This window comes from Polymorphospora sp. A560 (assembly GCF_045781765.1).
Classification (GTDB): domain Bacteria; phylum Actinomycetota; class Actinomycetes; order Mycobacteriales; family Micromonosporaceae; genus Polymorphospora; species Polymorphospora lycopeni.
This window is the reverse complement of record NZ_CP122282.1, coordinates 7,015,987-7,040,696: the sequence shown is the minus strand read 5'-3', so window position 1 is coordinate 7,040,696 and position 24,710 is coordinate 7,015,987. Positions and strand designations below refer to the sequence as shown.

Sequence of the window (24,710 nt, the reverse complement as noted above, 5' to 3'; positions counted from 1 at the left end):
GCTAGGGTCGCCTTGTGGCTGCCCGCAGAGCAAGGATCCCGGCAACGAAATACCCCGTCGAGCGGCTGACGCTCGACAACGGCCTGCGGGTGGTGCTGGCACCCGACCGAACCGCGCCGGTGGTCGGCGTCGCCGTCGTCTACGACGTCGGCATCCGGTCCGAGCCCGAGGGCCGCACCGGCTTCGCCCACCTTTTCGAGCACCTGATGTTCCAGGGGTCGGCCAACCTGGAGAAGCTGGCGCACTTCCGGCACGTGCAGGGTGCCGGTGGCACCTTCAACGGCTCCACCCACTTCGACTACACCGACTATTTCGAGACGTTGCCGAGCAACGCCCTCGAACGCACCCTCTTCCTCGAGGCCGACCGGATGCGCGGCCCCCGGCTGACCGAGGAGAACCTGCGCAACCAGGTCGACGTGGTCAAGGAGGAGATCCGGGTCAACGTCCTCAACCGCCCGTACGGCGGCTTCCCCTGGCTGAAGCTGCCGCCGGTGCTGTTCGACACGTTCCCGAACGCGCACGACGGCTACGGCTCGTTCACCGACCTCGAAGGCGCCACCGTCGCCGACGCGGCCGACTTCTTCGAGCGCTACTACGCCTGCGGCAACGCGGTGCTCGCGGTGGCCGGCGACTTCGAGGTCGCCGAGGCGACCGCGCTGGTCGAGCGGCACTTCGGTGACGTACCGGCCCGGCCGGCGCCGGAGCGGCCGAGCTTCGCCGAGCCCGACCTGACCGCCGAGCGCCGGCAGTCCTACACCGACCCGCTGGCGCCGCTGCCGGCGTTCGCGTCGGCGTGGCGGGTGCCGGACCCGATCGGCGACTTCGACGCCTACCTGCCGTACGTGGTGCTGGCCGAGGTGCTGACCGACGGCGAGGCGTCCCGGCTGGTCGAGCGGCTGGTACAGCGGGACCGCTCGGTCACCAGCGTCGGCAGCTACCTCGGCTTCATGGGCGAGGCGTTCGAGGTACGCGACCCCACCGCGTTGCTGCTCCAGGCGCACCTGCCGCCGAGCGGCGACGTCGACAAGGTGCTGCGTACGGTCGACGAGGAACTGGACCGGCTGGCCACCGACGGGCTGGCCCCGGGCGAGCTGGCGCGTACCCAGGCCCGGATGGCGACGCACCTGTTGCGCGACAACGACGCGGTGCTCGGGCGGGCCCTCGGCGTGGCGGTGCTGGAGCAGCAACGCGGCGCCCCCGAGCTGATCAACGAGTTGCCGAGGCTGGTCGGTGCGGTGACCGAGGAGCAGGTGCGGGCCGCCGCCGCCACGTTGCGGCCGGAGCGCCGGGCGACGGTCGAGGTCATCGCCGGTGCCGCGGCCCCGGCCGGGAAGGGAAAGGCGAACCAGTGACGCACACGCTCCCGCCGCTCGGGCCCAGCCGCAAGCTCAAGCCGCCGAAGGAGACCGAGCGGACCCTGCCGAACGGGCTGACCGTACTGGCCATCCGGCGCCCGGCCGTGCCGCTGGTCGAGGTACGGCTGCGGGTGCCGTTCGCCCGCGCCCACCTGGCCCGGTCCGCCCTGCTCTCCCAGACGCTGCTGTCCGGCACCGCCACGATGTCCACGGTGGACGTTGCCGCCGAGTTGCAGACCGTCGGCGGCGCGCTGTCGGCGGGGCTGGACCCCGACCGGCTGGTCGTCTCCGGCAACGGCCTGGTGACCGGGCTCGACCGGATCCTCGACGTCCTCGCCGAGGTGCTCACCGGTGCCGCCTACCCCAAGACCGAGGTCGCCGTCGAACGGGACCGGCTCGTCGACCGGATCCAGGTCGCGCAGAGCCAGCCGAGCCACCTGGCCCGCGCGGCGCTGCTGCGCCGGATGTACGGCAGCCACCCGTACGCGGTGCAGACGCCGGAGGTCGACCAGGTCGAGGCGGTCCGGCCCGGCCAGCTGCGGGCGCTGCACGCGGCCCGGATCCACCCGGCCGGCGCCACCCTGGTGCTGGTCGGCGACTTCTCGCCCGGCAAGGCGCTCGACTCGGCCGAGCGGGCGCTGGCCGGCTGGACCGGTGCCGGCGCGAACGTGACGCTGCCGCCGGCCCCGCCGCTGGCCCCCGCCCCGCTGCTGCTGGTGGACCGGCCGGGTGCGGTCCAGTCGTCGCTGCGGATGGCGCTGCCGGCGGTCGGGCGGACCCATCCCGACCATGCCGCGCTGCAACTGGCCAACCTGGTCTTCGGCGGCTACTTCTCGTCCCGCTGGGTGGAGAACATCCGCGAGGACAAGGGCTACACCTACGGCCCGCACTCGTTGATCGAGCACAGCGAGGCGGGCTCGTCGCTGGTGCTGGCCGCGGAGGTCGCGACCGAGGTGACCGGCCCGGCACTGCTGGAGACGCTCTACGAACTCGGCCGGCTCGCCTCGTTGCCGCCGAAGGAGGACGAGCTGGAACAGGCCCGGCAGTACGCGCTGGGGACGCTGCAGCTCGGAATGTCGACACAGGCCGGACTGGCGAGCCTGGCCAGCACCTATGCCGGGTTCGGGCTGCGCCTGGACTACCTGACCGAGCACTCGGCGCGGCTGGCGAAGGCGACCCGCGAGGATGTCGCCGCCGCCGCCGCGAAATACCTCGCGCCGGCCGGTGCGGTCACCGTCGTACTCGGTGACGCGGACAAGGTCGGGGCCGCGGTGGCGGCGCTGACCCCGGTCGAGCGCGGGGTCGCGCAACCGTGACGGGATGGCCGGACGGCCCGGTGCCGCCGCTGGCCCGGTCGACCCTCGACCGGGCCGCCCACCGGCGTACCGACCCGGCCTGGCTCACCGACGCCTGGAAGCGGGCCCGGGTGCTGGTCGTCGACGTGGCGGGCGGTGGCCGGGCCCTGGTCGAGGGGCCGTCGACGGCACCGGTGCTGGTGCTCCTCGACGCCGACGCGGCACCGCGGGTCGACCCGGCGGGGCGGCTCTTCCTCGGTGTCGAGCCGGACGGCACGCCGCTCTTCGCGGTCGACGCGCCCCTACCGGTTCGGCCCGACGCCCGGGCGGTGAACCTGCGTGATGTCGGGCACCTGCTCGGCGACCGGGACGCCGGGGCGTTCACCAGCGCCACGGCGCTGGCCAACTGGCACGCCGCACAGCCTTACTCGCCGGCGTCGGGGCAGCCGACCGCGGTGGCCGGGGCCGGCTGGTCCCGGGTCGACGGGGACGGCGGGCAACTCTGGCCGCGCACCGACCCGGCGATGATCGTGGCGGTGCACGACGGGGTGCCCGGGCCGGACGGCCGCTGCCTGCTCGGCAACAACGCGGCATGGCCGGACCGCGACGGCGAGCTGCGGTTCTCCTGCCTGGCCGGCTACGTCGAGCCGGGCGAGTCGGCGGAGGCGGCGGTGCTGCGCGAGGTCGCCGAGGAGGTCGGCGTGACCCTCGACCGGATCGACTACGCCGGCAGCCAGGCGTGGCCCTTCCCGGGTTCGCTGATGCTCGGCTTCCTGGCCACGGCCGACCCGGGCCAGCCGCTGCGGCTCGACCCGGCGGAGATCGCGGTGGCCCGCTGGTTCACCCGGCGGGAAATCGCGGCGGTGCTGGCCGGGGAGCGGGTCGACGCGGGCGACGGTCGGGCGGTCACCCTGCCGATGGAGTCGTCGATCGCGTTCTTCCTGGTCAGCCGGTGGTTGGAAGGCTGATTTTCCGGGTTTTCACTCAAAGTAGTCGAATAGTTGCATATGGTCGTTCTCGAATGGACTGACGAGACGCCGCCGCCAGGCGTCCGCAGGCAAGGAGAAGCCCCTATGCGTACCAGAATCCTCGCGGCCGCGACCGCACTCGCCGTCGCCGTCCTGGCCACCGGATCACCGGCCGCCGCGGCACCCACCGGCGACACCACCGCCACGTTCACCATCGAGGCCGGAACCCTCGACGTCGTCGTACCGGCGACCGCGACGATCGACCCGACCGTCGTGGACGGCACGATCACCGGTGCCCTGGGCACGGTGACCGTGACCGACGGCCGTGGCGAACTGTCCGCGGCCTGGGCCGCGACCGCCTCCGCCACCGACTTCACGACCGGCGGCGGTACCGCTTCCGAAACGGTGCCGGCCAGCTCCGTGGTCTACACGACCGGGTCGACGACGGTCGTCAGCGGTGAGCCGACCGCGACGCCCGGCGCCCCCGGGCCGCTGGACGAGCCCCTGGAGGTACTGGCGGTCACCGCAGTCGGCAGCAACGCCGTCAGCTGGAACCCCACCCTCACGATCACCCTGCCGGACGCCCTCGTCGCCGGTACCTACACCGGAACGGTGACGCATTCGGTGGCGTGACCGGTTGCCGTCGCGGGCTGCCGTGGTCCTGGCGATCCTCATCGCCGGGGCCACGGCAGCCGCCGTCCCGGCCTCGGCCGACGACGGACGTATCGGCATCCGGCTCCTGGAGGCACCCGTCGACCGGCGCGACGACCCACGGGCCCGGGTGTACGTCATCGACCACCTCAACCCCGGCACGAAGATCGAGCGCCGGATCGAGGTGGCCAACAACGCGCCCACCCCGCGCACGATCGAGCTCTACCCGGCCGGCGCGGCGATCGAGGACGACGCGTTCACCATCGCCGAGGACCGGACGGCCAACGAGCTGTCGGAATGGATCTCGCTCGACCGCCCCTCGGTCGACCTCGACCCGTACAGCCGGACGACCGTGCTGGCCACCGTCGACGTGCCGGCCGCCGCGGCCAGGGGCGAGCGGTACGCCGTCGTGTGGGCCCAGGCCAGCGCGCCGACCGGGAGCCCGGGCGCGGGAAACGTCGGCGTCGTGCACCGGGTCGGCATCCGGGTCTATCTGGACGTGGGTCCCGGTGGCGAGCCCCCGTCGAGCTTCGAGATCGGCGACCTGACCGCGAGCCGGCGGCCGGACGGCGTACCGACGATCACGGCCGACGTACGCAACACCGGCGAGCGGGCCCTCGACCTGAGCGGGTCGCTGAACCTGGTGGACGGTCCGGGGGCGATGCGGGCCGGCCCGTACCCGGTGACCCTGGGCACCACGCTCGCGCCCGGCACCGCCGGCCAGGTGGTGGTCGAACTCGACGCCCGGCTGCCCGACGGCCCGTGGACGGCCGAACTGACCCTCGCCAGCGGCCTGCTGAAGGAGACGTCGACCGTGACGTTGACCCTGCCGCCGCCGGGCGCGTCCACCCGCGCCACGGCCGGCGACGGGCGTCCGTTCCTCGGGTGGACGCTGGTCGGGGTGGCGGTGGTCGCGCTGGTCGCGGCCGGACTGCACCGGGACCGGATCGCGGCACGGCGGCCCCGCGCCAGACGGGCGAGCGCCGGGGTACGGCCGGCGGGGCGTACCCGCCCCTGAACATGGTCTTGGCCCGTGACCATCGTTGCCGCGACGGCCACGGACCAAGATCCGGTCCCGTCGTTGCCGGTCGGGCGTTCTTGCACGGCGGGGGAGCCGCGCCGGCGACGACGGTGTCTCGGGGGTGTTCCGCTGTCGATCGGGTCGGTTGCTACGTGCGGCGGTGCCGTCGGCCCGGAACGGGCTCGGCGAGGCGTACGACCTTGACCCGCTGGCGGCCCGACCGCACCGCGCCCACCGAGGACGACAGGGCCCGGGCCAGCAGCAGCGCGGCGTCCCGGTCGTCGGCGCGTACGGTCTGGCGGCGCGGTTCCGGCGTGGTCTTCTCGTCGCGGAGCCGCTGGCCCTCGGCCCAGGCGGCGGCGAGGTCGTCGTCAGCGACGGCGCGGATGTCGGTCCGTACGATGAGAAACCGCATGGTGTCTCCCGGCTCGGGTTGAACCGTTACGGATAGTCAGTGGTGTTGCCCGGTCCCGGGCGGGTCCGAGCTGTGAACATTCATCTGTGGAACTTCCACGGAACACCCTTGGTTATGTTCGCCCAGGTGTTTCGGGCCGGCAAGACAAACCCGATGATCGGCTGTGAGGCCCGTCCATTCGGGGGACAAATTACATTGATGCAGTTCGTTGCTTGATCGCTGCCGGCCGCCGGTGGGTGTTCCACCAGCGGCCAGCCAGCCCTTGTCCGGGTCAACCGCGGTCGAACTCACCCGCCTTCGCCGCGCGGATGAAACCCGACCAGCGTTCGGCGTCGAAGGTCAGCACGGGGCCGCCACGGTCCTTGCTGTCGCGTACGGCGACCGGCGCGCAGGAGCCGGCGCCCAGCGCGACCTCGACGCAGTTCGCGGTCTGACTACGGGAACTCGTCCGCCAGGCGGGTGTGTCGCCGGTCGGCATGGTGGGTCGACGGTTCGTCATCGATCAACTCCTGGTGTTCGACGGCCCGGCACACGGCGCGGTGGCGCTCAGCGCCCCGGGTGAGGTTGGACTTCGCGGGTGCGTCACGCCGGTGGCCCGACCAGGGCGCCCGGTCCGGCGGTGGCGTTCGACGCGGCGGGGGCACTCGGGGTGGCGGTTCCTGGCCCGGCGCCCTCCGGCGCGGCCGTGGTCCTGCGGCGGTGCGGATGTCCCGGGCGCGGTGGCGGCACCGGCCGGGGTGCGGCGGCGTCGGCGAGCCAGGCGAGCGAATCCGCGGCCGACAACGCGGCCTCGCGGAGCCAGCCGAACACGGCCGTGTAGCGGTCGATCTCGGCGCGGTCGGTGAGCACCAGGTGGATGGAGAGCCCTTCGATCGCCAGGGTCTCCGGGTCCTGCGGGTGGTCGAACCCGTAGAGCGAGAAGCCGGTGTGCGGCAGGTACCAGTCGCCGATGGTGGCCGCCCGTGGCAGCACCCGCAGGGTCACGTTGGGCCGGGCCGCCAGCTCGTGCAGGCGGATCAGCTGACCGCGTACGACGTCCGGCGGTCCACCCCGGCTGCCGAGCGCGGCCTCGTCGACCACGGCCTCGTACCGCAGCGACGTGTCGTCGCGGGTCAGCAGCGACTGGCGGGCCAGCCGGGCGGCCACCTCGGTCTCGGCGTCGGTGCTCTCCGCCGCGCCGGCGGCGAGCGGCCGCGACGAGAGAAAGCGCACGCGGGCGTACTCGGGGGTCTGCAACAGGCCCGGGACCAGCACCGGCGCCCACTCGCGGATCTCGGCGCAGCCGGCCTCCAGTTCGGCGTAGCCGCGCTGGCGGGCGGTCATCACCGGGTACGAACGCAGCCAGGCGCGGGCGTCGCCGGCGGCCCGGGTGACCGCGACCAGATCGTCGCGCAGCGACCCGTCGACCGAGTACGCGTCCAGCAGGTCGAGCACGTCACCCAGGTCGGGGCGGCTGCGACCGTTTTCCAGCCGGGACAGTTTGGAGGCCGAGGCCCAGCCGACCCGGGCGATCACCTGCTCCCCGGTCAGCCCCGCGGCCTCGCGCAGCCGGCGCAACTCGGCTCCGAGCCGGCGCCGCGCGGTCGGGATCGACACTGGTGACACCGACACCACTCCCTCGTCCGAATCGGTTCCGACGAGGCCGGCTCGTCGGCGATCTTTCGGGTGGCGGCCCGCACCAGTATGGCCCGCATGTCCTTGTTTTGTCGGGCGGTTTACCAGGCGTGTCATGCCGTGGACCGGAGCGGTCCGGCCCGGGCGCGGTGAGATCGAGCCCTCCGCTGCCGGCGGACATCGGCGTCGCTCGTTACTCTCCGGCGGCGGCACGGCGGCGGCCGACTCCAGTCGCGCGTGGATGGCCGTCCGGGCGCGCCGGTAGGCGCTGAGGCGTCGGTGCGGTTCGGTGTCGGTCTGGCGAGACCAGGAGGCGCTACCCGGGTTCCGCAGTTTGTAGTTCAACGATCATCGGAATCTGGATGTGGAGCAGCGAAGATTGACGTGCGTCGAACAAGAGGCGTGTGTCTACGCCCTCTTGCCAGGATCTGATCTTGGCTACTGGGGGTCGAAGGCGGTGACCCGGGCCGGCGGCTGGACGGAAAGTGCCTGGTAGATGGCCTTGTGTTCGGGTCTCAGCGGGGTGGTCTGCACGACGGTGCCGGCGGGCCCGGCGAGGGTGACCTGGCTGATTCGTCCGAGTTGCCGGTTGATGTTTCGCCAGGTCTGGCCGGTGGCGCGTTCGGCGACGCGGATCAGCAGCAGGGCCAGCCAGCAGATGAGGACGTGGGCGCGGATGCGGTGCTCGAGGCGGTGGAACACCGGCCGCAGCAGCAGTTGCGACTTCAGGTCGCGGAACCCGCGCTCGGCCTCGAGGAGGTTCTTGTAGCCCAGCGCGACGTCCTCGGCGCTGATGTGCGGGTCGGAGGTGGCGATGAGGTACTTGCCATCGAGGCGTTCCTCGGCCTTGACCTTGGCCTTGTTGACCTTCAGTCGTCCGTTGGGCTGCTGGACGAGCCACCGGCCCAGGGTCGGGTGGTCGCGCAGGGCGCACTCGGCGCGGGCGTGCGCCGCCTCGTTCTTCTTACGGGCCTTGTCTGCGACGGGTCGTCTGGCGTCGCGTTCGCGCTGGTCACGGATGCGTTCGAGTTCGGCTTCGACGCGGGCGATCGCGTCGTCGCGGTGCTGCTTGTCACGCATCGCCTGGTCGGGGTTGTGGCAGATGACGAACCGCACGTCGGATCCGTCGATGCGTACTTCCTTGACGCGCAGGTTGTCCTTGACCTGCTGGTAGCGGCCCTGGCGGGCCAGGACCCGCTCGACGAGGGGGTTGCCGTCACGCATGCGCATCCCGGCGATGTAGTGCCCGCCGGCGCGGCGCAGGTAGGCCAGGTTGTCCGCGCTGGAGAACCCGCGGTCGACCACGGTGATCACGCGTCCGAGCTTCCAGTCGCGCATGTCGTCGCGAACCTCGGCCAGCACGGCCTGGTCATTGCTGTTGCCGGGCCAGCACCAGCACCGCACCGGGATGCCTTCCTTGGTCACGGCCAGGCCGATGACGATCTGCGGCAGATCCGAGCGGTGGTCCTTGGAGTGCCCGAACCGGCGAAACGCATCGTCGCCGTCGTCTTCGGTGTCGCGTTCGAAGTAGGTGCTGGTGGTGTCGAAGAACAACAGGTCGACTTCAAGGTTGAACAGGTTGGCCACGGCGAAGAACACCGCCTCCTGCACCCGGCCGCAGGTATCGGCGTCGATGAGCAGGTCCATCGCCCGGTACGCGTGGTCGTCGTCCATACCGGTCAGGCCCGGGATGACCGTGTCCTGCCCGGCCCACTCGGCGGCCGACAGCTTGCTCATCGGCGCCACAGCTCGGTTGGCGACCAGCGCGAACAGCACCCGTTCCATGTTCGTGGTGAACCTACGCGCGTCCGCAGCCGCCCGCACCGCCGCGCCGACGTCGAGGCGCCGCCACAACCCGTCGAGCAGCCATGTCGACCCGATCGACCGTGCGTCGACGACGTCGAGAGGTCCCGCTCCGGCCGCCAGGCCCGCTTCCGCACCCGCGCCGTCTTCGCCGAAGTGCTTGTCGATCGACGCGGCGAGCCGGCGCAGCCCTTCGACGTCGACCCGGTCGACGCGGCCCAGATTCATAAGCACATCAGGCTTGATCTTGCCGTCCACGCGCCGGTTGTGTGCCAACGCGACGTAGCGCACCACGCTGCCGTCGGCGTTGGTCCGCGAGGTGAACCGCAGATACATGACTACGAAGAAACCACATCACCACTGGCAGAACAAGATGTGAATCTCAGGTCGTGTTACTACACTTTCGGATCCGCCGGCCCAGTCCGAGGCATCTGCGAGCCCGTGACCAGCATCGACCCCGACCCGATCATGCTTGTGTTCCTACGAACTGCGGAACTCGGGCGCTACGGCGGTTCGTGGCGTGGCCCGACCATGTTGTGATCATGAAGCGCTACCGGCGGCGGGGCCGGCTGACATCGACCACCTGGGCGGCCGAGGGAGGCGAACCGTCGACCATCTGGCGGGCGGCCCGCGCGCACCTCACCGACCGGTGCGACTGACGGATCGCGGACGACCCGCAAGGCTCTGGAGAAACGCACAGACCCCGGCTCGCGGCCGGGGTCTTCCGCGTTGAGGGTCGCCGCGCGGTGCGGTCAGGCGGTCACGCCCAGTTCGGCCAACGTGTTCTTCACCTGGACGATCGTGGGGTTGGTCAGGACCGACTCGCCGCCGTTGGGGGAAACTATGCGGACCGTGGGTACGGTCTGGTTGCCACCGTTGACGCTCTCCACGAACTTCGCCGCCGCCGGGTCCTGCTCGATGTCGACCACTTCGTAACCGATGCCTTCGCGGTCGAGTTGCGACTTCAGCCGGTGGCAGTAGCCGCACCACGGCGTGGAGTACATCGTCAGCATGGTCAATCCTCCTGGGGATGAGAGATGTGTCCTTGATCGGACCCACCAGGAACTTCAACGTACGGAGAAGCTGCCATGATTCCTACCTGTGGGGGTTGATGCGGGGAGGCGTTCCGGGTTGCACGGTCCGGGGGCGGACCCTAGGTCGCACGGTCCGGGGGCGGACCCTGGATCGCACGGTCCGGGGGCGGGACGGGTGACGGCCGACCACGTCCTGGCCGGGCTCGACCCGGAGCAGCGGTCGGCGGTGACCGCCCCGGCCGGCCCGGTCTGCATCCTGGCCGGTGCCGGCACCGGCAAGACGAGGGCGATCACACACCGCATCGCCTATCGGGCCCTGTCCGGTGCGATCGCCGGCCGGCACGTGCTCGCGGTGACCTTCACCGCCCGGGCGGCGGCGGAGATGAGGGCCCGGCTGGCGTCCCTCGGCGTCGGAGGGGTGCAGGCCCGCACCTTCCACGCCGCCGCACTGCGGCAGGTCCGCTACTTCGCCCCCCGGCTGCTCGCCGGTCGGGAGATGCCCGAGCTTCTCGACAGCAAGGTCCGGCTGGTCACCCTCGCCGCCGCCCGGGCCGGGCTGCGCACCGACCGCGCCGCCGCCCGCGACCTGGCCGGTGAGATCGAGTGGGCGAAGTCGTCGCTGGTCGAGCCGGGCGACTATCCGGTCGCCGCGGCCAAGGCGATGCGGGAGACACCGCACGAGCCGGCCAAGGTCGCCGAGGTCTTCGCCGCCTACGAGAAGATCAAGCGCGGCAACGGTGTGATCGACTTCGAGGACATGCTGCGGGCCGCGGTCTGGGGGATCGAGGAGCACCGCGACGTCGCCGATCAGGTCCACGCGCAGTACCGGCATTTCGTCGTCGACGAGTACCAGGACGTCAACCCGCTGCAACAGCGGCTGCTCGACGCCTGGCTGGGCGGCCGCGACGACCTGACCGTGGTCGGCGACGCCAGTCAGACCATCTACTCGTTCACCGGGGCCACCTCCGGCTACCTGATCGATTTCCCGCGCCGGCACCGCGCCGCGGTCGTGGTCCGGCTCGTCCGCGACTACCGGTCGACGCCGCAGGTCGTCGGGCTCGCCAACGCGGTGATCCGGCAGGCCCGGGGCACCGAGGCCAAGTTGCGGCTCGAACTGGTCGGCCAGCGCCCACCGGGGCCGGAACCCGATGTGCGGATCTTCGCCGACGAGCCGGCCGAGGCCGCCGCCGTCGCCGCCCGCTGCCGGCAACTGGTCGACGCGGGCACCCCGACCCGCGAGATCGCCGTACTGTTCCGCACCAACGCCCAGTCCGAGGCGTACGAGAAGGCGCTGGCCGAAGCCGAGGTGCCATACGTCGTACAGGGCGCGGAGCGGTTCTTCGAGCGCCCCGAGGTGCGCCAGGCGGTGATCGCGCTGCGGTCGGCGGTCCGGTCGACACCGGGTGAGACGCCGCTGGTCACGGCCGTCGTCGACGCGCTCACCGCCGTCGGGTGGGCACCCGACCAGCCGCCACCCGGCGGTGCGGCGCGGGAGCGGTGGGAGGCGCTGGCCGCGCTCGTGCAGCTCGCCGAGGAGCACGCGGCCCGGCAGCCGGTGCTGCCGATCGGCGAGGCCGCGGCCGTCGAGCGTCCGGTCACCCTCGCCGACTTCTGCGAGGAACTGCAGCGGCGGGCCGCCCAGCAGCACGCCCCCACCGTCGAGGGGGTCACCCTCGCCTCGCTGCATTCGGCGAAGGGCCTCGAGTGGGACGCGGTCTTCCTGGTGGGCCTCTCCGACGGCACGCTGCCGACGACGTATGCCAAGACCGCCGAGCAGATCGAAGAGGAGCGGCGCCTGCTCTACGTCGGGGTGACCAGGGCGCGGGAATCGCTCTGGCTGTCGTACGCCGTGGCGCGCTCGCCCGGTGGCCGGGCGCGCCGGCCGTGCCGGTTCCTGCCCCAGTTCGACCGGCCGGGTGGCGATCGCGGCCGAGCCGCTGCCGGTGGCAGTCGGAAACCCGACGTTCGACGAAACCAGGTGGTTTCCTGCCGGGTCTGCGGCGACACCCTGCTGGCCGGCGTCGACCGCAAACTGGGCCGCTGCCCCGACTGCCCGTCCGACCTCGACGAGGAGTTGCTCGACCGGCTGCGCGAGTGGCGCGGCACGGTCGCCTCGACGCAGAAAGTCCCTGCGTACGTGGTGTTCACCGACGCCACGTTGATGGCCCTGGCGGAGCGCCGTCCGACCCGGTCCGAGGAGTTGCTGGCGATCGCCGGTATCGGCCCGCGAAAGCTCGCCCTCTACGGCGCCGCGGCGATCGCGCTGGTGGGCGGTGCGTCGGTGGCCGAAGTGACGCCGGAAAAAAGTTCTCCGGAAGAGCCGTAAAACCGTTTGCCCTCGCCCCCGATGCAGGCATAGCCTCATGGCACACCTCGCGAGCGGCGGCGTTGCGGCTGCTCAAAGGGTGTACGAGACCGTGTCAGTGACGAGGGAAGCGTGAGGAGGCGGCACCCATGGAGTTCTATGTCAACCAGCGTTCGGCGGGGCTGTCTGCTGCCCTCGTGTCGGTGCCAGTCGTCAGACTGCTGCCGGCCGCTGACGCTGCCCTGCTGCCCGTGACGCACCCGGCGCCGACCCAGGCCGAGCTGATCCTGGCGCCGAAATCCGTCCAGGGCAAGGGGATCAGTGGCTTCGCCGGCGGCGATGTCCCGAACGCTCCGAAGCGTATGGACGTCCGCGGAGTTCCACCTCGAGGAAGGCCGGTCTAGGAATAGACCACCGGCTCACCTCGAGGCCGCGGAACCCGTAACCGGGATCCGCGGCCTTAGTTTTTTGTCTCACCCAGCAACGACGATCCACAAGATCGAAGCGAGAGAGAGGTGACCGGGCGATGAGTCTGGCGCTGGCCCCCGTCGACGTCAACGTCGAACTGGAGGCGAACCTGCCCTGCCGGAAGTTCGACCCCGACCTGTGGTTCTCCGACGCCCCCGCCGAGCTGGAACTGGCCAAGTCGCTGTGCGGCGACTGCCCGCTCCGGGCCGCGTGCCTGGCCGGTGCGGTCGACCGCGCCGAGCCGTGGGGGGTCTGGGGTGGCGAGATCTTCGAGCGTGGCGCGGTCGTCCCGCGCAAGCGGCCCCGTGGCCGTCCGCGCAAGGAGGACGTCGCCCGCGACCAGGTCCTCCGGGTCGAGGTCGAAGCGCGGATGGCGGCCAACGGCCTCGCCGAGTCGCGCAGCAGCGTCCGGCTGGCGGCCTGACATGAACCCGATCCGTAAGTCCGCCGGTGTCGTACCGGCAATGAAGAACGAAATGACCATCGTCACTGCGACTCCGAGTGGGGCCGACACCATGTATCTCATCCAAGAAGCGTTGTCCCGAGCGCGAATGCGCCGGCCTCAGGCCGGCAAGACCACGCGCACTGAGGCAACCCGATCCGCCCGTACCATCTCGATGCAGGCCCGCCGGCAGGCGGCCCGGGACATAGGCGGCTACTGATAGATGACCGGTCAGGGGCTCGGCGGGGTATCCCGTCGAGCCCTGACCGTTTTCCGAACCGTCCTCGACCGGCCGGGGCGAGCGCCGCGCCGGTCGGCGGGTCAGGGGATCGGGGCGAAACCGGGCAGCCAGCGTTCCAGGATCGAGCGGTAGGGCGCCTTCGCCTCCAGTTGGGACAGCACCCCGATCGAGCCGAGCGTCACCCGGTGGATCAGCAGGTAGGAGGGTGGCAGGTTGAGGTGCCGGTTGAGCTGGTAGGCCGGTGACCTGGGGTTGCCCAGCCGGGTCGCCTCGGAGCGCAGCCAGGCGCGGGTGAACCGGAACTCGTCGAGGGCCACCGGTTCCAGCATCGGCAGGATGAAGTCGAGCAGCGCCTGCGCGTCGATGTCGTCGGTCTGCTTGACGAAGCCCTCCTCGCGGAGGCCGTCGATGACCGCCTGCGCGTCACCGGCCAGCGCGAGCCGGACCAGCCGGCCGATCGGCTCCGGGTGGCCGCCGGGCAGCCGGGCCACCGCCCCGAAGTCGATGACGCCCAGGCGCCCGTCCGGCAGCAGCCGGAAGTTGCCCGGGTGCGGGTCGGCGTGCAGGAGCCCGGCGCGGGCCGGTGCCGAGAAGTGCAGGACGGCCATCAGCCGGCCGGCCCGGTCACGCTGTTCCTCGGTGCCTTCGTTGATGATCTGCGACAGCGGGGTGCCCTCGACCCACTCGGTCACCAGCACGCGGGGGGCGGAGGCGACCACCTTCGGTACGAAGATCTCCTCGTCGCCGGCGTACGCCTTGTGGAACGCCCGTTGGGACGTCGCCTCCAGTTCGTAGTCGAGTTCCTCGGTGATCCGTTCCCGCAGTTCGGCGAGCAGCGGCTTGATGTCCAGACCCGGCTGGATGGCGCGGAACATCCCGCCGAGGCGGGAAAGTTGCTTGAGGTCGGCCAGCAGGGCGTCGCCGGCACCCGGGTATTGGATTTTGACGGCGACGGGCAGTCCCGCCTTGGCGCGGGTCTTCCAGACCGCCCGGTGCACCTGGCCGATGCTCGCCGCCGCGGCCGGTGAATCGTCGAACTCGACGAACTTCGCCCGCCAGTCCTCGCCCAGCTGCTCGGCGAGCACCTTGTGCACGGTGGCCGCCGGAAGCGGGGGCGCGGCTTCCTGCAATTTTGTCAGCGCCTGCCGGTAGGGGGCCGCGATCTCTTCCGGGAGTGCCGCCTCGAACACCGACAGCGCCTGACCGAACTTCATCGCGCCACCCTTGAGCTGCCCGAGGACGCTGAAGAGCTGTTCGGCCGTACGTTGCTGGATCTCGGCCGACACGACGTCGGAGGCCAGCCCGGTGACCCTCTTGCCCAGGCCGAGAACGGTCCGCCCCGCGAAGCCGAGGGGCAGAGCGGCGAGCTTGGCGGTGCGGGCCACGGCCCGACGCGGGATATCGGTCACCAGATCATTGTTACCGACTCGGCCCGTCGTTGGCCGCCATGCGGCGGTCGCCGGGGCCATTGGTGCCCTCGCCGTACCGGCGCCGACCGCGCCGGATGCAGTCGCAGCGTGGGTGGGGTGGCCAGGCCCGGCGCCGAATCCGCCCGGGTGCGCAGATTTCCACGGCCGCCCCCACCGTCTCCGGGGTGGCGCCGTCGAGGTGGGCAAGGATCTCCGCGGTGGCGAATCCCACCGCGGCGATCAGGGTCGCGGTGCTGCACGGCTCCTCGAAACTGCTCGCCGCCAGTTGGGCGGCCAGTGCCGGCCAGGCCGGATCGCGGTCCAGCCGGTGCAGGTCGAGACAGTGCAGGCAGGGGGAGCCGTCGGCCGGGACGAGTGGCCCGACGACCGGTGTGCCGTCGCGTACACCCAGCAGCAGGTGCGCCTGCCGGCGGGCGGCGAAGCCGGCGGCGAGCAGTTGCGCCGGCCGGTCCATGCCGACCTGCACGACGAGCCCGGCCCGGCCCCGGCGTACCGGACGGGTGTCGGTGCCTGGTGCCGCCCGGGTGATCGCGGCGGCGAGTGCCTCGGCCCGGGGCCGGCGTACGTCTCCCGGGCCGAAACCGCCACCGACCGTCTCGGTCGGGCCCACCTCTCCGTCGAGTTCCGGGCTGACGTGACCGACGCCGGACTGGGCCAGGGCCACCGCGACGGGGGCGGCGAGCCGGCCGCGTCCGGTGACCACCACCCGGGCGGCGGCCCGGCGTCGCAGGACCTGGGCCGGGCTGCCGGGGGCGTCGGCGCCGCGCAGGGCGATGGCGTTGGCCTCGGCCGCCAGCCGGCGCCGGGCGGGCTCCGGCAGGTTGCCGGGCAGCAGGGCGTGGGCGCCCAGGACCAGTCCGGCGGCCCGCAGCGCGTCGATCAGGGTGCGGACGTCGTCGCGCGGTACGCCGATGCGGGCCGCCCGGTCGAGTACGGCGCGTTCGCTGTGCGAGCCGTCGAGCAGGTCGAGCAGGCGTGCCGCTCCCGGGTGGGCGACCTCGACCACGACGGCGTGGGCGGGATCCAGCCCGAGCTGGAGGGTGTGCCGGTCACGCCAGAGCCGGACCAGACCGGGGAGCAGGGTCGGGCGGGGAAGCGACGTTCTCGTCATGAGATGACACGCTGTCACCGTTGCCGAGCGCTCTGTCGTTCGTTATCCACAGTCGGCCGCCGCCGTATCCGGCGTTATCCACAGCGAAACCGGGGTTATCCACAACCCGCGGGTAGCTAGTGTCGTGCCTCCGACACGCTGCGTCGGCACCTGGCGCGCGGGAGGGGGTGGCCACCGGCCACCCTCCCGCGATCGTTCCTCCGGATCCTCGGTCAGACCTTCGCCTTCCCCAGGATCCGGTTGACTGTTGTGCCGCAGACCGGGCACTTGCCCTTGGCCATGTTCATCCCGGTCTTCGACACGGTGACCGTGCCTTCGAAGTCGCGCTTCTCCTTGCATTTGACGCAGTAACCGTTGTAGGTCTGGGCCTGATCGGCCACGATGTCCTCCTCGTCCGTTTTGTCGGGCGGTTGACTCCCGACGTGCACCCCGCGGTGAGAGCCATCCGGGCTCCGGCGCTGGGGGAACCTGTGGGCCACCTGATGTGACCACCGGTCCGGCGGACCCTACCCAGGTGTGGTCGGGTTCATGTCAGCGACGCGTCGACCTGTGAGCAAGCCGACGACGAGAGTGTGCATGCCGGAATAGATCGCATAAGTCAGGTTCGCTGGGACACGCCGGGTGAAGGCCCTCAGAAGTCACCTCGGGGGGCGGTTGGACTCCCCCGTGGATGATCCCCTAACGTGGGATGGACCGCTCGAGAACGCGCCAGAAGGACCGCGTCTCGCGGTCAACTGGCGCATGCCGTCAAAGAATTTTTTCGGACGACTGGTCGCTAACCGTTACTTTCCTGGCGCAACTCGGCACGTTGACACTTGCGGTGACCAGGCCATCAGGCATTAGCGTGCCATCGTGAACCAAACCCGGGGCGACGCGGGCCGGTAATGGCTGGGGCGCGGAAGCCGGTCGTCGAGGTACGGCGCAGCCAGCGCCGGCGCCGGACGGTGTCCGCCTACCGGGAGGGCGAGCGGGTCGTCGTCCTGATCCCCGACCAGTTCTCCCGCGCCGAGGAGACCGAGTGGGTCGACCGGATGCTCGCCCGGCTCGCCGCCCGCGAGGAGCGCCTCTGCCGCTCCGACGCCGAGTTGCTGGTCCGCGCCCAGCGCTTGATCACCCGCTATCTCAGCGAACACGCCCGGATCGCCGTACCCGCCAGCGTGCGGTGGGTCACCAACCAGAACGGCCGGTGGGGCTCCTGCACCCCCGCCGACCGCACCATCCGCATCTCCCACCGAATCCAGGAGATGCCCGAGTGGGTCATCGACTACGTGCTCCTGCACGAGTTGGCCCACCTCGTCGTGCCCAGCCACAACGCCCGGTTCTGGGAGCTGGTGGGGCGCTACCCGAAGACCGAACGTGCCCGTGGCTACCTTGAAGGGGTGGCCGCCGCCACCGGGGTCGTACTCGCCGACTGAGGGCCGGCCGAGGGCCTGCCGTCCCGCCGCGCCGGCCGAGGGCCCGCCACCCTGTCGCGCCGACGGCGGACTAGGGTCTTGCGGGTGGCACGACGAGTGGTGGTGGCGCTGATCGGCCCGGTGCGCTGGGCTCCCCCCGGCATCGAACCGGCCGCCTGGCGGGCGGCGCTCGCCGAGGACGTGGTCGACCTGCTGGCCACCATGCACGAGGTCGAACCGGCCATCGCCGCGGTCGCCGCCGACCGGCCGCTCGCCGACGCGGTCGCCTGGCCCGGGATGCCGATCTACGACCTGCCGACGCGTGACGTCAACGCCGCCCTCGCCGCCGCCGCCCGGGACGGCTTCGAGCAGGCCGCCGTGGTCACCACCGACGCACCGGACGTGCCGGGGCTGATCCTCGGCAAGCTGCTCCGCCCACTGACCACCCGGCCACTGGCCGTCGCCCCGGCCGAGGGCGGCGGGGGCCTGCTCGGCGTGGCGAGCCGGCTGCCGGTGCCGGACTGGCTGCCGCCGGTCGACCTCGACACCGCCGACCCGGCCGCGGTGCGGGCGGCGGCGCCCCGCCCCGCCGACGTCGTGGTGACGCCGGCGTGGCGGCGGCTGCGTGGTCCGGCCGACCTGGCCGCCCTGGATCCGGCGGTCGAGGGCTGGGACAGCACTCGTCTCCTGCTCAGCCCCTGACCCGCGGCGTCAGCGCTGGTCCGGCTTGTCGCCCCCGAGGTCGGTGTCCGGGCCGAAGTCGAAATCGTCGAGATCGCCGAGATCGAGTTGGGTGCGGGCATACGCGTCCGGGTCGGCGAAGTCGTCGCCGGACGGCAGCAGGTCGGGGTGCCCCCACAACGCGTCCCGGCCGGAGATGCCCCGGTGCTCGGTCAGCGCCGCCCACACCGCCGCCGCCTCGCGCAGCCGGCGCGGGCGCAGTTCCAGCCCGACCAGGGCCACGAAGGTCTGCTCGGCGGGTCCGCCCGCCGCCCGGCGCCGCCGGAACGCCTCACCGAGGCGTACGACGTTCGGCAGCCGCTCGCCGGCCGCGCTGTCGACGACGTGGCACACCCAGCCCTCGACCAGGGCCAACGCGGTCTCCAGGCGGGCCAGGGCGGCCTTCTGGGCGGGCGTGTCCTCGGGCGTGAAGATGCCTTCGAGCGCGATCGCCTGCATCGACTCCGGGTTCATCGGGTCGACCCGGGTCATCGCCTCCTCGATCGCCTCGCGGTCGACGGTGATGCCGGACGCGTACGCCTCGACCGCCGTCAGCACGTGCCCGCGCAGCCACGGCACGTGGCCGAAGAGCCGCTGGTGCGCCGCCTCGCGCAGCGCCACGTAGAGCCGTACCTCGTCCTCGGGCAGCTCCAGGCCCTCGCCGTACGCCTTGATGTTGGCCGGGATCAGCGCGGCGGTGCCGGCCGGGCCGAGCGGCAGCCCGATGTCGCCGGCCGACAGCACCTCCGCGGCCAGCGAGCCGAGCGCCTGACCGAGCTGGCCGCCGAAGAGCGCGCCACCGAGCGCGGCCACCATCGACTGCATCGGTCCGAGCTGGGCGCGGGCCTCCGGCGGCACCAGGTCGCCCATCGCGCCGACCATGCGTCCGGCGACCGGGTCGCAGAGCTTCTGCCACACGTCGAGCGTTTTGAAGATCCACTCGTTGCGGTTCCACGCCACCGATTTCTTGATCCCTGACGGCAGGGAACTGGCCGGTTCGAGCCACAGGTCGGCGAGGCGCAGTGCCCCCTCGACGGTGTGGCGCTCATAGACGTTCACCGCCGGATCGCCGGCCGCGGCCAGTTGACCGGCCGCTACCTGGCGCGCCAGGTCCCAGTTGACGGGCCCGTTGCCGGGCGCCGCGAGCAACTGCTGCAACTGGGCCATGAACTGCTGCATCTGCTGCGGGTCGTTGGGGTCGGGCGGCTGGCCACCCGGGAGCGCGAAGCCGAACGGAATATCAGGCACCCGTCAACCGTACGCGCGTCGGCGGCCGTGATGCCCGCCCCCGGCTTCTGCTCAGGGAGAACTCCGGGCGGCACCGTCAGGGACGATAGGTACTCTTCCGCGCATGAGACGTCGCGGGGTCACGGTTCTGATCGGTGCGCTCTTCACCGCGTTGCTCAGCATCGGCGTGCTCGCCGCGCCGATCCCGTACGTCGTTCTCGGCCCCGGTCCGACGGTCGACACGCTGGGCACCGAGGACGACAAGGAGGTCATACAGATCTCCGGCACGCCGACGTCGACGTCGCAGGGCCAGCTACGGCTGACCACGGTCGGTGTGCAGCCCGACGTGAAGCTGCTCGCGGCGATCATCGGCTGGTTCTCCGACGACGAGGCGGTCGTACCCCGTGAGCTGATCTACCCGCCGAACGAGACCAGGGAACAGGTCGACCAGCGCAACGCCGAGGACTTCGCCGCCTCGCAGACCAGCGCGGAGACGGCGGCGCTGCGCAAGCTGGGTTATCCGGTGCAGGTGGTGGTCAAGGTGGTGAGCCCGGGTGGGCCGGCCGATGGCCAACTCCAGGTCGGTGACGTGATCACCTCGATCGACGGGCAGCCGGTGACGACCGCGGCCGGGCTGACCGGGGTGATCCGCGGCAAACCCGCCGGCAGCACGGTGACCGTCGGCTACACGCGGAACGGGGCCGCGGCGACCGTGCCGCTGACCACCCGGGCGGAGAGCGGCCAGCCGCCCCGCGTCGGCGTGGAGATCAGCCAGGAGCAGCCGCACCCGTTCGAACTCAAGATCGACCTGGACGAGATCGGCGGTCCGAGCGCCGGCCTGATGTTCGCCCTCGGCATCATCGACAAGATCGATCCGGAGGACCTGACCGGCGGGCACGTCATCGCCGGCACCGGGACCATCGACGACGTGGGCAACGTCGGCGCCATCGGCGGCATCCCGCAGAAGCTCGTCGGCGCCAAGGCGGCCGGCGCCAAGGTCTTCCTCGTACCGGCCGACAACTGCGAGGAAGCCGTCCGCAACGCCCAGCCCGACCTGCCGCTGTTGAAGGTCGGAAACCTCGACGAGGCCCTCGCCGCGCTGGAGGCGGTACGGGCCGGACGGGAGGCTCCCAGGTGCTGAGACCGACGGCGACCCGAGGCTTGACAAATCACAGATGGAAACACCCCGTAGTCTTGGTCACTGGTCGGAGCGGGTCGAACTCGAAGTGCGGAGCCAAACGTGGTCATGCGTAGCAGTCCCATGCCGAGAATGAGCCGACGCGGGCGGGTGACCGTCAGCGTGCTGATCGGCGTATTCCTGCTCTTCACCCTGCTCGGGTGGGGCGTGCAGGCGTGGACCGATTGGCTCTGGTTCGACGAGGTCGACTACACGCAGGTCTTCACCGGGGTGCTTACCACCCGCATCCTGCTCTTCCTGGCGATCGGCCTGGCGATGGCGGTGCTCATCGGCGGCAACCTGTGGCTGGCCTACCGGCTCCGGCCGCTGCTGCGCCCGCACTCGCCGGAGCAGGCCACGCTGGACCGCTACCGGATGTTGCTGAGCCCTCGGATCGGCACCTGGATCGCAGTCATCTCGATCGTCGTCGGCCTCTTCGCCGGCCTGTCGGCGCAGAGCCGGTGGAGCGAGTGGCTGCTCTTCCGCAACTCGCAGGAGTTCGGCGTCACCGACCCCGAGTTCAACGCCGACATCGGCTTCTACATCTTCGAGTTCCCGTTCTGGCGCTATCTGATCGGTGTCGGCTTCACCGCCGTGGTCCTCTCGGTGATCGGCGCGCTGGCCGTGCACTACATCTTCGGCGGGGTGCGGCTGCAGGGCGTGGGCGACCGGATGACCAACGGCGCGCGGGCCCACCTGACCAGCCTGGTCGCCGTCTTCGTGCTGCTCAAGGCCGTGGCGTACGTGCTCGACCGGCGTGCCCTGCTGCTGGAGTACAACGAGGAGGCGAAGATCTACGGCGCCGGCTACGCCGACATCAACGCGTTGCTGCCGGCCAAGGAGATCCTGGCCTACATCTCGATCGTGGTCGCCATCGCGATCATCGTCTTCTCCAACGCGGTGATGCGCAACCTCGTCTGGCCCGGTGTCTCGCTCGCCCTGCTGGGCATCTCGGCGGTGGCGATCGGCGGCATCTACCCGTGGGCGGTGCAGACCTTCGAGGTCAACCCGAGCCTGCGGGACAAGGAGTCGGAATACATCGGACGCAGCATCGAGGCCACCCGCCAGGCGTTCGGGCTGGCCGACGCCACGACCACACCGTACGGGGCCAACAACCTGACCCCGCCCGAGTCGCTGGCCACCGACACCAACGTCGTGCCGAACATCCGGCTGCTCGACCCGCAACTGGTCTCCGAGACCTACACGCAGTTGCAGCAGGTCCGTGGCTTCTACGACTTCGGTCCGAAGCTCGACATCGACCGCTACAACGTGAACGGCAGGACCCAGGACTACGTCGTCGGCGTTCGCGAGATCAACTACCGTGGCCTGAGCGAGCAGCAGAGCAACTGGATCAACCGCCACACCGTCTTCACCCACGGCTACGGTCTGGTGGGCGCGCCGGCCAACCAGGTGGTCTGCGGCGGGCAGCCGTTCTTCGTCTCCGGCTTCCTCGGCGACCAGGCCCAGGAACAGTGCTCCTCGTCGACCGAGCAGATCCCGGCGCAGCAGCCGCGGATCTACTACGGCGAGCAGATGGACGCCACCGACTACGCGATCGTCGGCCAGGTCGACGAGGGCCGCAACGTCGAGTTCGACCGGCCGACCAGCGGCGGCGGCGAGGACTACTACACCTACACCGGCGAGGGCGGCGTCGCGATCGGCTCGTTCGCCCGCAAGCTGCTCTACTCGATCAAGGAGCAGGAGACGAACTTCCTGCTTTCCGACGCGGTCAACGAGAACTCCAAGCTGCTCTACGTCCGTAACCCGCGCGACCGGGTGGAGAAGGTGGCGCCGTTCCTGACCGTGGACGGCGACCCCTACCCGGCCCTGATCGACGGCCGGGTCCAGTGGATCGTCGACGGCTACACCACCGCCGCGACCTACCCGTACGCGGAGCGGATCAACCTGCAGACCGAGACCGCGGACGAGCTGACCGGGCTGGGCACCTTCGCGCTCGCCCGGGAGAACGTCAACTACATCCGCAACTCGGTCAAGGCCACCGTCGACGCCTACGACGGCACGGTCCGGCTCTACGAGTTCGACGAGTCCGACCCGGTGCTCAAGGCGTGGAACAAGGCGTTCGGCGGTGACCTCATCACTCCGAAGGCGGAGATCCCGGCCGAACTGAACCAGCACTTCCGCTACCCCGCCGACCTGTTCAAGGTGCAGCGCAACCTGCTGGCGAAGTTCCACGTCACCGACCCGTCGGAGTTCTTCTCCGGGCAGGACTTCTGGGAGGTGCCGAACGTCCCGGACGCGCCGGACAGCAACAAGAAGCAGCCGCCGTACTACCTCTACACCCAGTTCCCGGGGCAGGAGGGGCCGCGCTTCCAGCTCACCTCGGCGGTGACCCCGGCCGGCCGGCAGAACCTCGCGGCGCTGATCTCGGGCTCCTACGTGGACGGTAAGCCGCAGTTGGCGATGTGGGAGCTGCCCGACCAGACGGCGGTCTCCGGCCCGGTCCAGGTGCACCAGCGGATGACCAACAACGCCACGATCCGGCAGCAGCTCAACCTGCTCTCGTCCAACCAGGCCCAGGTCCAGTACGGCAACCTGCTGTCGCTGCCGTTCGGCAACGGCATGCTCTACGTCGAGCCGGTCTACGTGAAGAGCAACCAGCAGAACGCCTATCCGCTGCTGCAGCGGGTGCTGCTCTCGTACGGCGACGGCGGCTCGTACGTCGTACTGGCCAACAACATCAAGGAAGGCATCGAGCAGCTCATCGAGCAGGGTCGCCAGGCGGGTACCGGACAGCCGCCACCGACCGGTAACGAGCCACCGCCGACCGGCAACGAGCCGCCGCCGATGACCGGTCCGCTCGCCGAGGCCGCGGCCCAGGTACAGACCGCCATCGCCGAGGTCAAGGCGGCGCAGACGTCGGGCGACTTCGAGCGGTACGGCCGCGCCCTGGCCGCGCTCGACCAGGCGATGACGGCGTTCCAGCAGGCCCAGCAGGCGGCCGGCGGTGGCGCCCCGGCCAACCCGCCACCGGCGTCTCCGTCGCCGGGCGCGTCGGAACCGCTGCCACCGTCACCGACGCCGTCGGGGTAACCGGCAGCATGCGAGAGGGGCGCGCCATGGCGGGCCCCTCTCGTTCTGCCCGGCCGTCGCTGCGATGTGTCGACGGACGGCGGGACTTCTCCTGGTCGGCGGCATTGCCCGGGGCTCGGCTGCGGGAGTGGACGGCGGTGCGCTAGTGTTATCCCGGCACGAACGAGCGAGACCACGGCCAAACCCCGAAACGGGTACGGCGCGAGTCAGCGGCGTGAGGCGACGCGGTGCAAAGTCAGCGCGGCGTCAGGCAGCGCGGGGTGGAGCAGCTCGGTAGCTCGCTGGGCTCATAACCCAGAGGTCGCAGGTTCAAATCCTGTCCCCGCTACCACGGAAACGGCCCCGAAGAGAGATCTTCGGGGCCGTTTCGCTGCGCCCGATGCGATCTGTCCGCCCGACCCGATTCTCAGGCAGTGATCTCGATGGTCCTGGCCGGCCTGATCCTCGCCGGGATGGGCGGTCCGACGAAGCGGGTCCAGGACACCTATGTCGCGGGCTCACCGGACGGATCCGCGATCATCGTGACCACGAAGGTGCCGCGTCCGGCCACCGTGGCGGCTCTGCGCGAGGCGTTCGGCACCGAGCGGGTCAGCGCGCTCGGCCTCGCCAGCCCGCCGCCCCCCGGCCGTGCCCGCGGGCAGTGGGCCGCTGACCTTCTGGGGCCAGTTCGACGCGGACAACCCGGTCGGGGCCTGCCTCGGCGGGTCCGCCGCGCAACGCCGACGACTGTCAGGCGATGACCGGATTCCCGGCGCAGCACACGCCGGTCATGGTGATCGACGCTGTCGACGTCGACGTGCTGCTCGGCCGGCCCGCCACCGGCGCGGAACTGGCGGCGCTGGACTCCGGCCGGGCTCTCGTCCTCGACCGCAGGCTCGCGCCCGGCGGCGTGGTGACCGCCCGGGCACCGGATCCGGCGGGTCAGCGGATCCCGGATCACGACGGTGCCCAGACGCGTGCGCTGAACTCGGGAAACCGTCTGATCCAC

The 24,710-nt window shown here is 71.3% G+C and carries 21 protein-coding genes, 1 tRNA gene and 1 pseudogene; 14 read left to right on the top strand and 9 right to left on the bottom strand.

Going from position 1 to position 24,710, the window contains the following annotated elements; genetic code table 11:
* Window positions 1-14: 14 nt before the first annotated feature.
* The 5 genes from QCD66_RS31685 to QCD66_RS31665 all read left to right on the top strand — a co-directional run bounded on the left by QCD66_RS31685 (window position 15) and on the right by QCD66_RS31665 (window position 5,287).
* Entirely contained in the window at window positions 15-1,352 is a 1,338-nt protein-coding gene (locus QCD66_RS31685; protein ID WP_375736569.1) for a M16 family metallopeptidase, read from the top strand.
* Entirely contained in the window at window positions 1,349-2,671 is a 1,323-nt protein-coding gene (locus QCD66_RS31680; protein WP_375736568.1) for a M16 family metallopeptidase, read from the top strand. The genes QCD66_RS31685 and QCD66_RS31680 overlap by 4 nt, the downstream gene beginning before the upstream one ends.
* Window positions 2,668-3,618 (top strand): NAD(+) diphosphatase, encoded by a 951-nt coding sequence (nudC, locus tag QCD66_RS31675; protein ID WP_375736567.1) that lies wholly within the window; start codon window positions 2,668-2,670, stop codon window positions 3,616-3,618. The genes QCD66_RS31680 and nudC overlap by 4 nt, the downstream gene beginning before the upstream one ends.
* Window positions 3,619-3,723: 105 nt before the next feature.
* Window positions 3,724-4,251 (top strand): hypothetical protein, encoded by a 528-nt coding sequence (locus QCD66_RS31670; protein ID WP_375736566.1) that lies wholly within the window; start codon window positions 3,724-3,726, stop codon window positions 4,249-4,251.
* A 4-nt stretch (window positions 4,252-4,255) separates the two neighbouring features.
* Window positions 4,256-5,287: a hypothetical protein gene (locus QCD66_RS31665; RefSeq protein ID WP_375736565.1), complete on the top strand. Its 1,032-nt coding sequence runs from the start codon at window positions 4,256-4,258 to the stop codon at window positions 5,285-5,287.
* Between the two features lie 151 nt (window positions 5,288-5,438).
* Here the strand turns inward: QCD66_RS31665 and QCD66_RS31660 are convergent, their stop codons facing one another.
* From QCD66_RS31660 to QCD66_RS31640, 5 genes and pseudogenes are all read right to left on the bottom strand, one after another.
* The gene (locus QCD66_RS31660) at window positions 5,439-5,705 is read right to left on the bottom strand and encodes a hypothetical protein (RefSeq protein WP_364221983.1); all 267 of its coding nucleotides are present in this window, start codon (window positions 5,703-5,705) and stop codon (window positions 5,439-5,441) included.
* A 271-nt stretch (window positions 5,706-5,976) separates the two neighbouring features.
* Window positions 5,977-6,204, bottom strand: coding sequence for a DUF397 domain-containing protein (locus QCD66_RS31655; RefSeq protein WP_364221980.1), 228 nt, complete (start codon window positions 6,202-6,204; stop codon window positions 5,977-5,979).
* 168 nt (window positions 6,205-6,372) lie between these two features.
* Window positions 6,373-7,316 (bottom strand): annotated as a pseudogene (locus QCD66_RS31650) (helix-turn-helix domain-containing protein); the annotation flags it as partial.
* A 441-nt stretch (window positions 7,317-7,757) separates the two neighbouring features.
* Complete coding sequence (locus tag QCD66_RS31645) at window positions 7,758-9,458, bottom strand: IS1634 family transposase (protein WP_407566753.1); 1,701 nt, start codon at window positions 9,456-9,458, stop codon at window positions 7,758-7,760.
* 416 nt (window positions 9,459-9,874) lie between these two features.
* Window positions 9,875-10,135: a mycoredoxin gene (locus QCD66_RS31640; RefSeq protein WP_357533279.1), complete on the bottom strand. Its 261-nt coding sequence runs from the start codon at window positions 10,133-10,135 to the stop codon at window positions 9,875-9,877.
* A 196-nt stretch (window positions 10,136-10,331) separates the two neighbouring features.
* Between QCD66_RS31640 and QCD66_RS31635 the strand changes: the two genes are divergently transcribed.
* The 3 genes from QCD66_RS31635 (at window position 10,332) to QCD66_RS31625 (ending at window position 13,353) form a co-directional block, all read left to right on the top strand.
* A complete protein-coding gene (locus QCD66_RS31635) occupies window positions 10,332-12,482 on the top strand; it encodes an ATP-dependent DNA helicase UvrD2 (protein WP_375735315.1) in 2,151 nt (716 codons plus the stop codon).
* Window positions 12,483-12,610: 128 nt separating this feature from the next.
* Window positions 12,611-12,865 carry a hypothetical protein gene (locus QCD66_RS31630; RefSeq protein WP_364221968.1) on the top strand — a complete coding sequence of 85 codons (255 nt, stop codon included), beginning with the start codon at window positions 12,611-12,613 and terminating at the stop codon, window positions 12,863-12,865.
* Window positions 12,866-12,987: 122 nt separating this feature from the next.
* On the top strand, window positions 12,988-13,353 hold the full coding sequence (locus QCD66_RS31625) for a WhiB family transcriptional regulator (RefSeq protein ID WP_357533273.1): 366 nt from the start codon (window positions 12,988-12,990) through the stop codon (window positions 13,351-13,353).
* Between the two features lie 339 nt (window positions 13,354-13,692).
* Here QCD66_RS31625 and QCD66_RS31620 read toward each other — a convergent pair whose 3' ends face one another.
* From QCD66_RS31620 to QCD66_RS31610, 3 genes are all read right to left on the bottom strand, one after another.
* Window positions 13,693-15,021 (bottom strand): ABC1 kinase family protein, encoded by a 1,329-nt coding sequence (locus tag QCD66_RS31620; RefSeq protein ID WP_407566901.1) that lies wholly within the window; start codon window positions 15,019-15,021, stop codon window positions 13,693-13,695.
* A gap of 10 nt (window positions 15,022-15,031) precedes the next feature.
* Window positions 15,032-16,153, bottom strand: coding sequence for a hypothetical protein (locus QCD66_RS31615; protein WP_364221962.1), 1,122 nt, complete (start codon window positions 16,151-16,153; stop codon window positions 15,032-15,034).
* Window positions 16,154-16,365: 212 nt separating this feature from the next.
* Window positions 16,366-16,533: a DUF5679 domain-containing protein gene (locus tag QCD66_RS31610; RefSeq protein WP_212826663.1), complete on the bottom strand. Its 168-nt coding sequence runs from the start codon at window positions 16,531-16,533 to the stop codon at window positions 16,366-16,368.
* Window positions 16,534-17,037: 504 nt separating this feature from the next.
* Here QCD66_RS31610 and QCD66_RS31605 point away from each other — a divergent pair.
* Together QCD66_RS31605 and QCD66_RS31600 are read left to right on the top strand one after the other, a co-directional pair.
* Window positions 17,038-17,568: a M48 family metallopeptidase gene (locus QCD66_RS31605; protein ID WP_364218161.1), complete on the top strand. Its 531-nt coding sequence runs from the start codon at window positions 17,038-17,040 to the stop codon at window positions 17,566-17,568.
* Between the two features lie 84 nt (window positions 17,569-17,652).
* Complete coding sequence (locus QCD66_RS31600) at window positions 17,653-18,249, top strand: hypothetical protein (RefSeq protein WP_375735313.1); 597 nt, start codon at window positions 17,653-17,655, stop codon at window positions 18,247-18,249.
* A gap of 9 nt (window positions 18,250-18,258) precedes the next feature.
* Here QCD66_RS31600 and QCD66_RS31595 read toward each other — a convergent pair whose 3' ends face one another.
* On the bottom strand, window positions 18,259-19,515 hold the full coding sequence (locus QCD66_RS31595; RefSeq protein ID WP_375735312.1) for a zinc-dependent metalloprotease: 1,257 nt from the start codon (window positions 19,513-19,515) through the stop codon (window positions 18,259-18,261).
* A gap of 103 nt (window positions 19,516-19,618) precedes the next feature.
* Here QCD66_RS31595 and QCD66_RS31590 point away from each other — a divergent pair, with 103 nt between their 5' ends.
* From QCD66_RS31590 to QCD66_RS31575, 4 genes are all read left to right on the top strand, one after another.
* The gene (locus QCD66_RS31590) at window positions 19,619-20,635 is read left to right on the top strand and encodes a PDZ domain-containing protein (protein WP_364218165.1); all 1,017 of its coding nucleotides are present in this window, start codon (window positions 19,619-19,621) and stop codon (window positions 20,633-20,635) included.
* Between the two features lie 105 nt (window positions 20,636-20,740).
* Window positions 20,741-23,722: a UPF0182 family protein gene (locus QCD66_RS31585; protein WP_375735311.1), complete on the top strand. Its 2,982-nt coding sequence runs from the start codon at window positions 20,741-20,743 to the stop codon at window positions 23,720-23,722.
* Window positions 23,723-23,976: 254 nt separating this feature from the next.
* Window positions 23,977-24,053: transfer RNA gene (locus QCD66_RS31580), tRNA-Met, on the top strand.
* An 82-nt stretch (window positions 24,054-24,135) separates the two neighbouring features.
* Window positions 24,136-24,462, top strand: coding sequence for a hypothetical protein (locus QCD66_RS31575; RefSeq protein ID WP_375735310.1), 327 nt, complete (start codon window positions 24,136-24,138; stop codon window positions 24,460-24,462).
* Window positions 24,463-24,710: the final 248 nt, after the last annotated feature.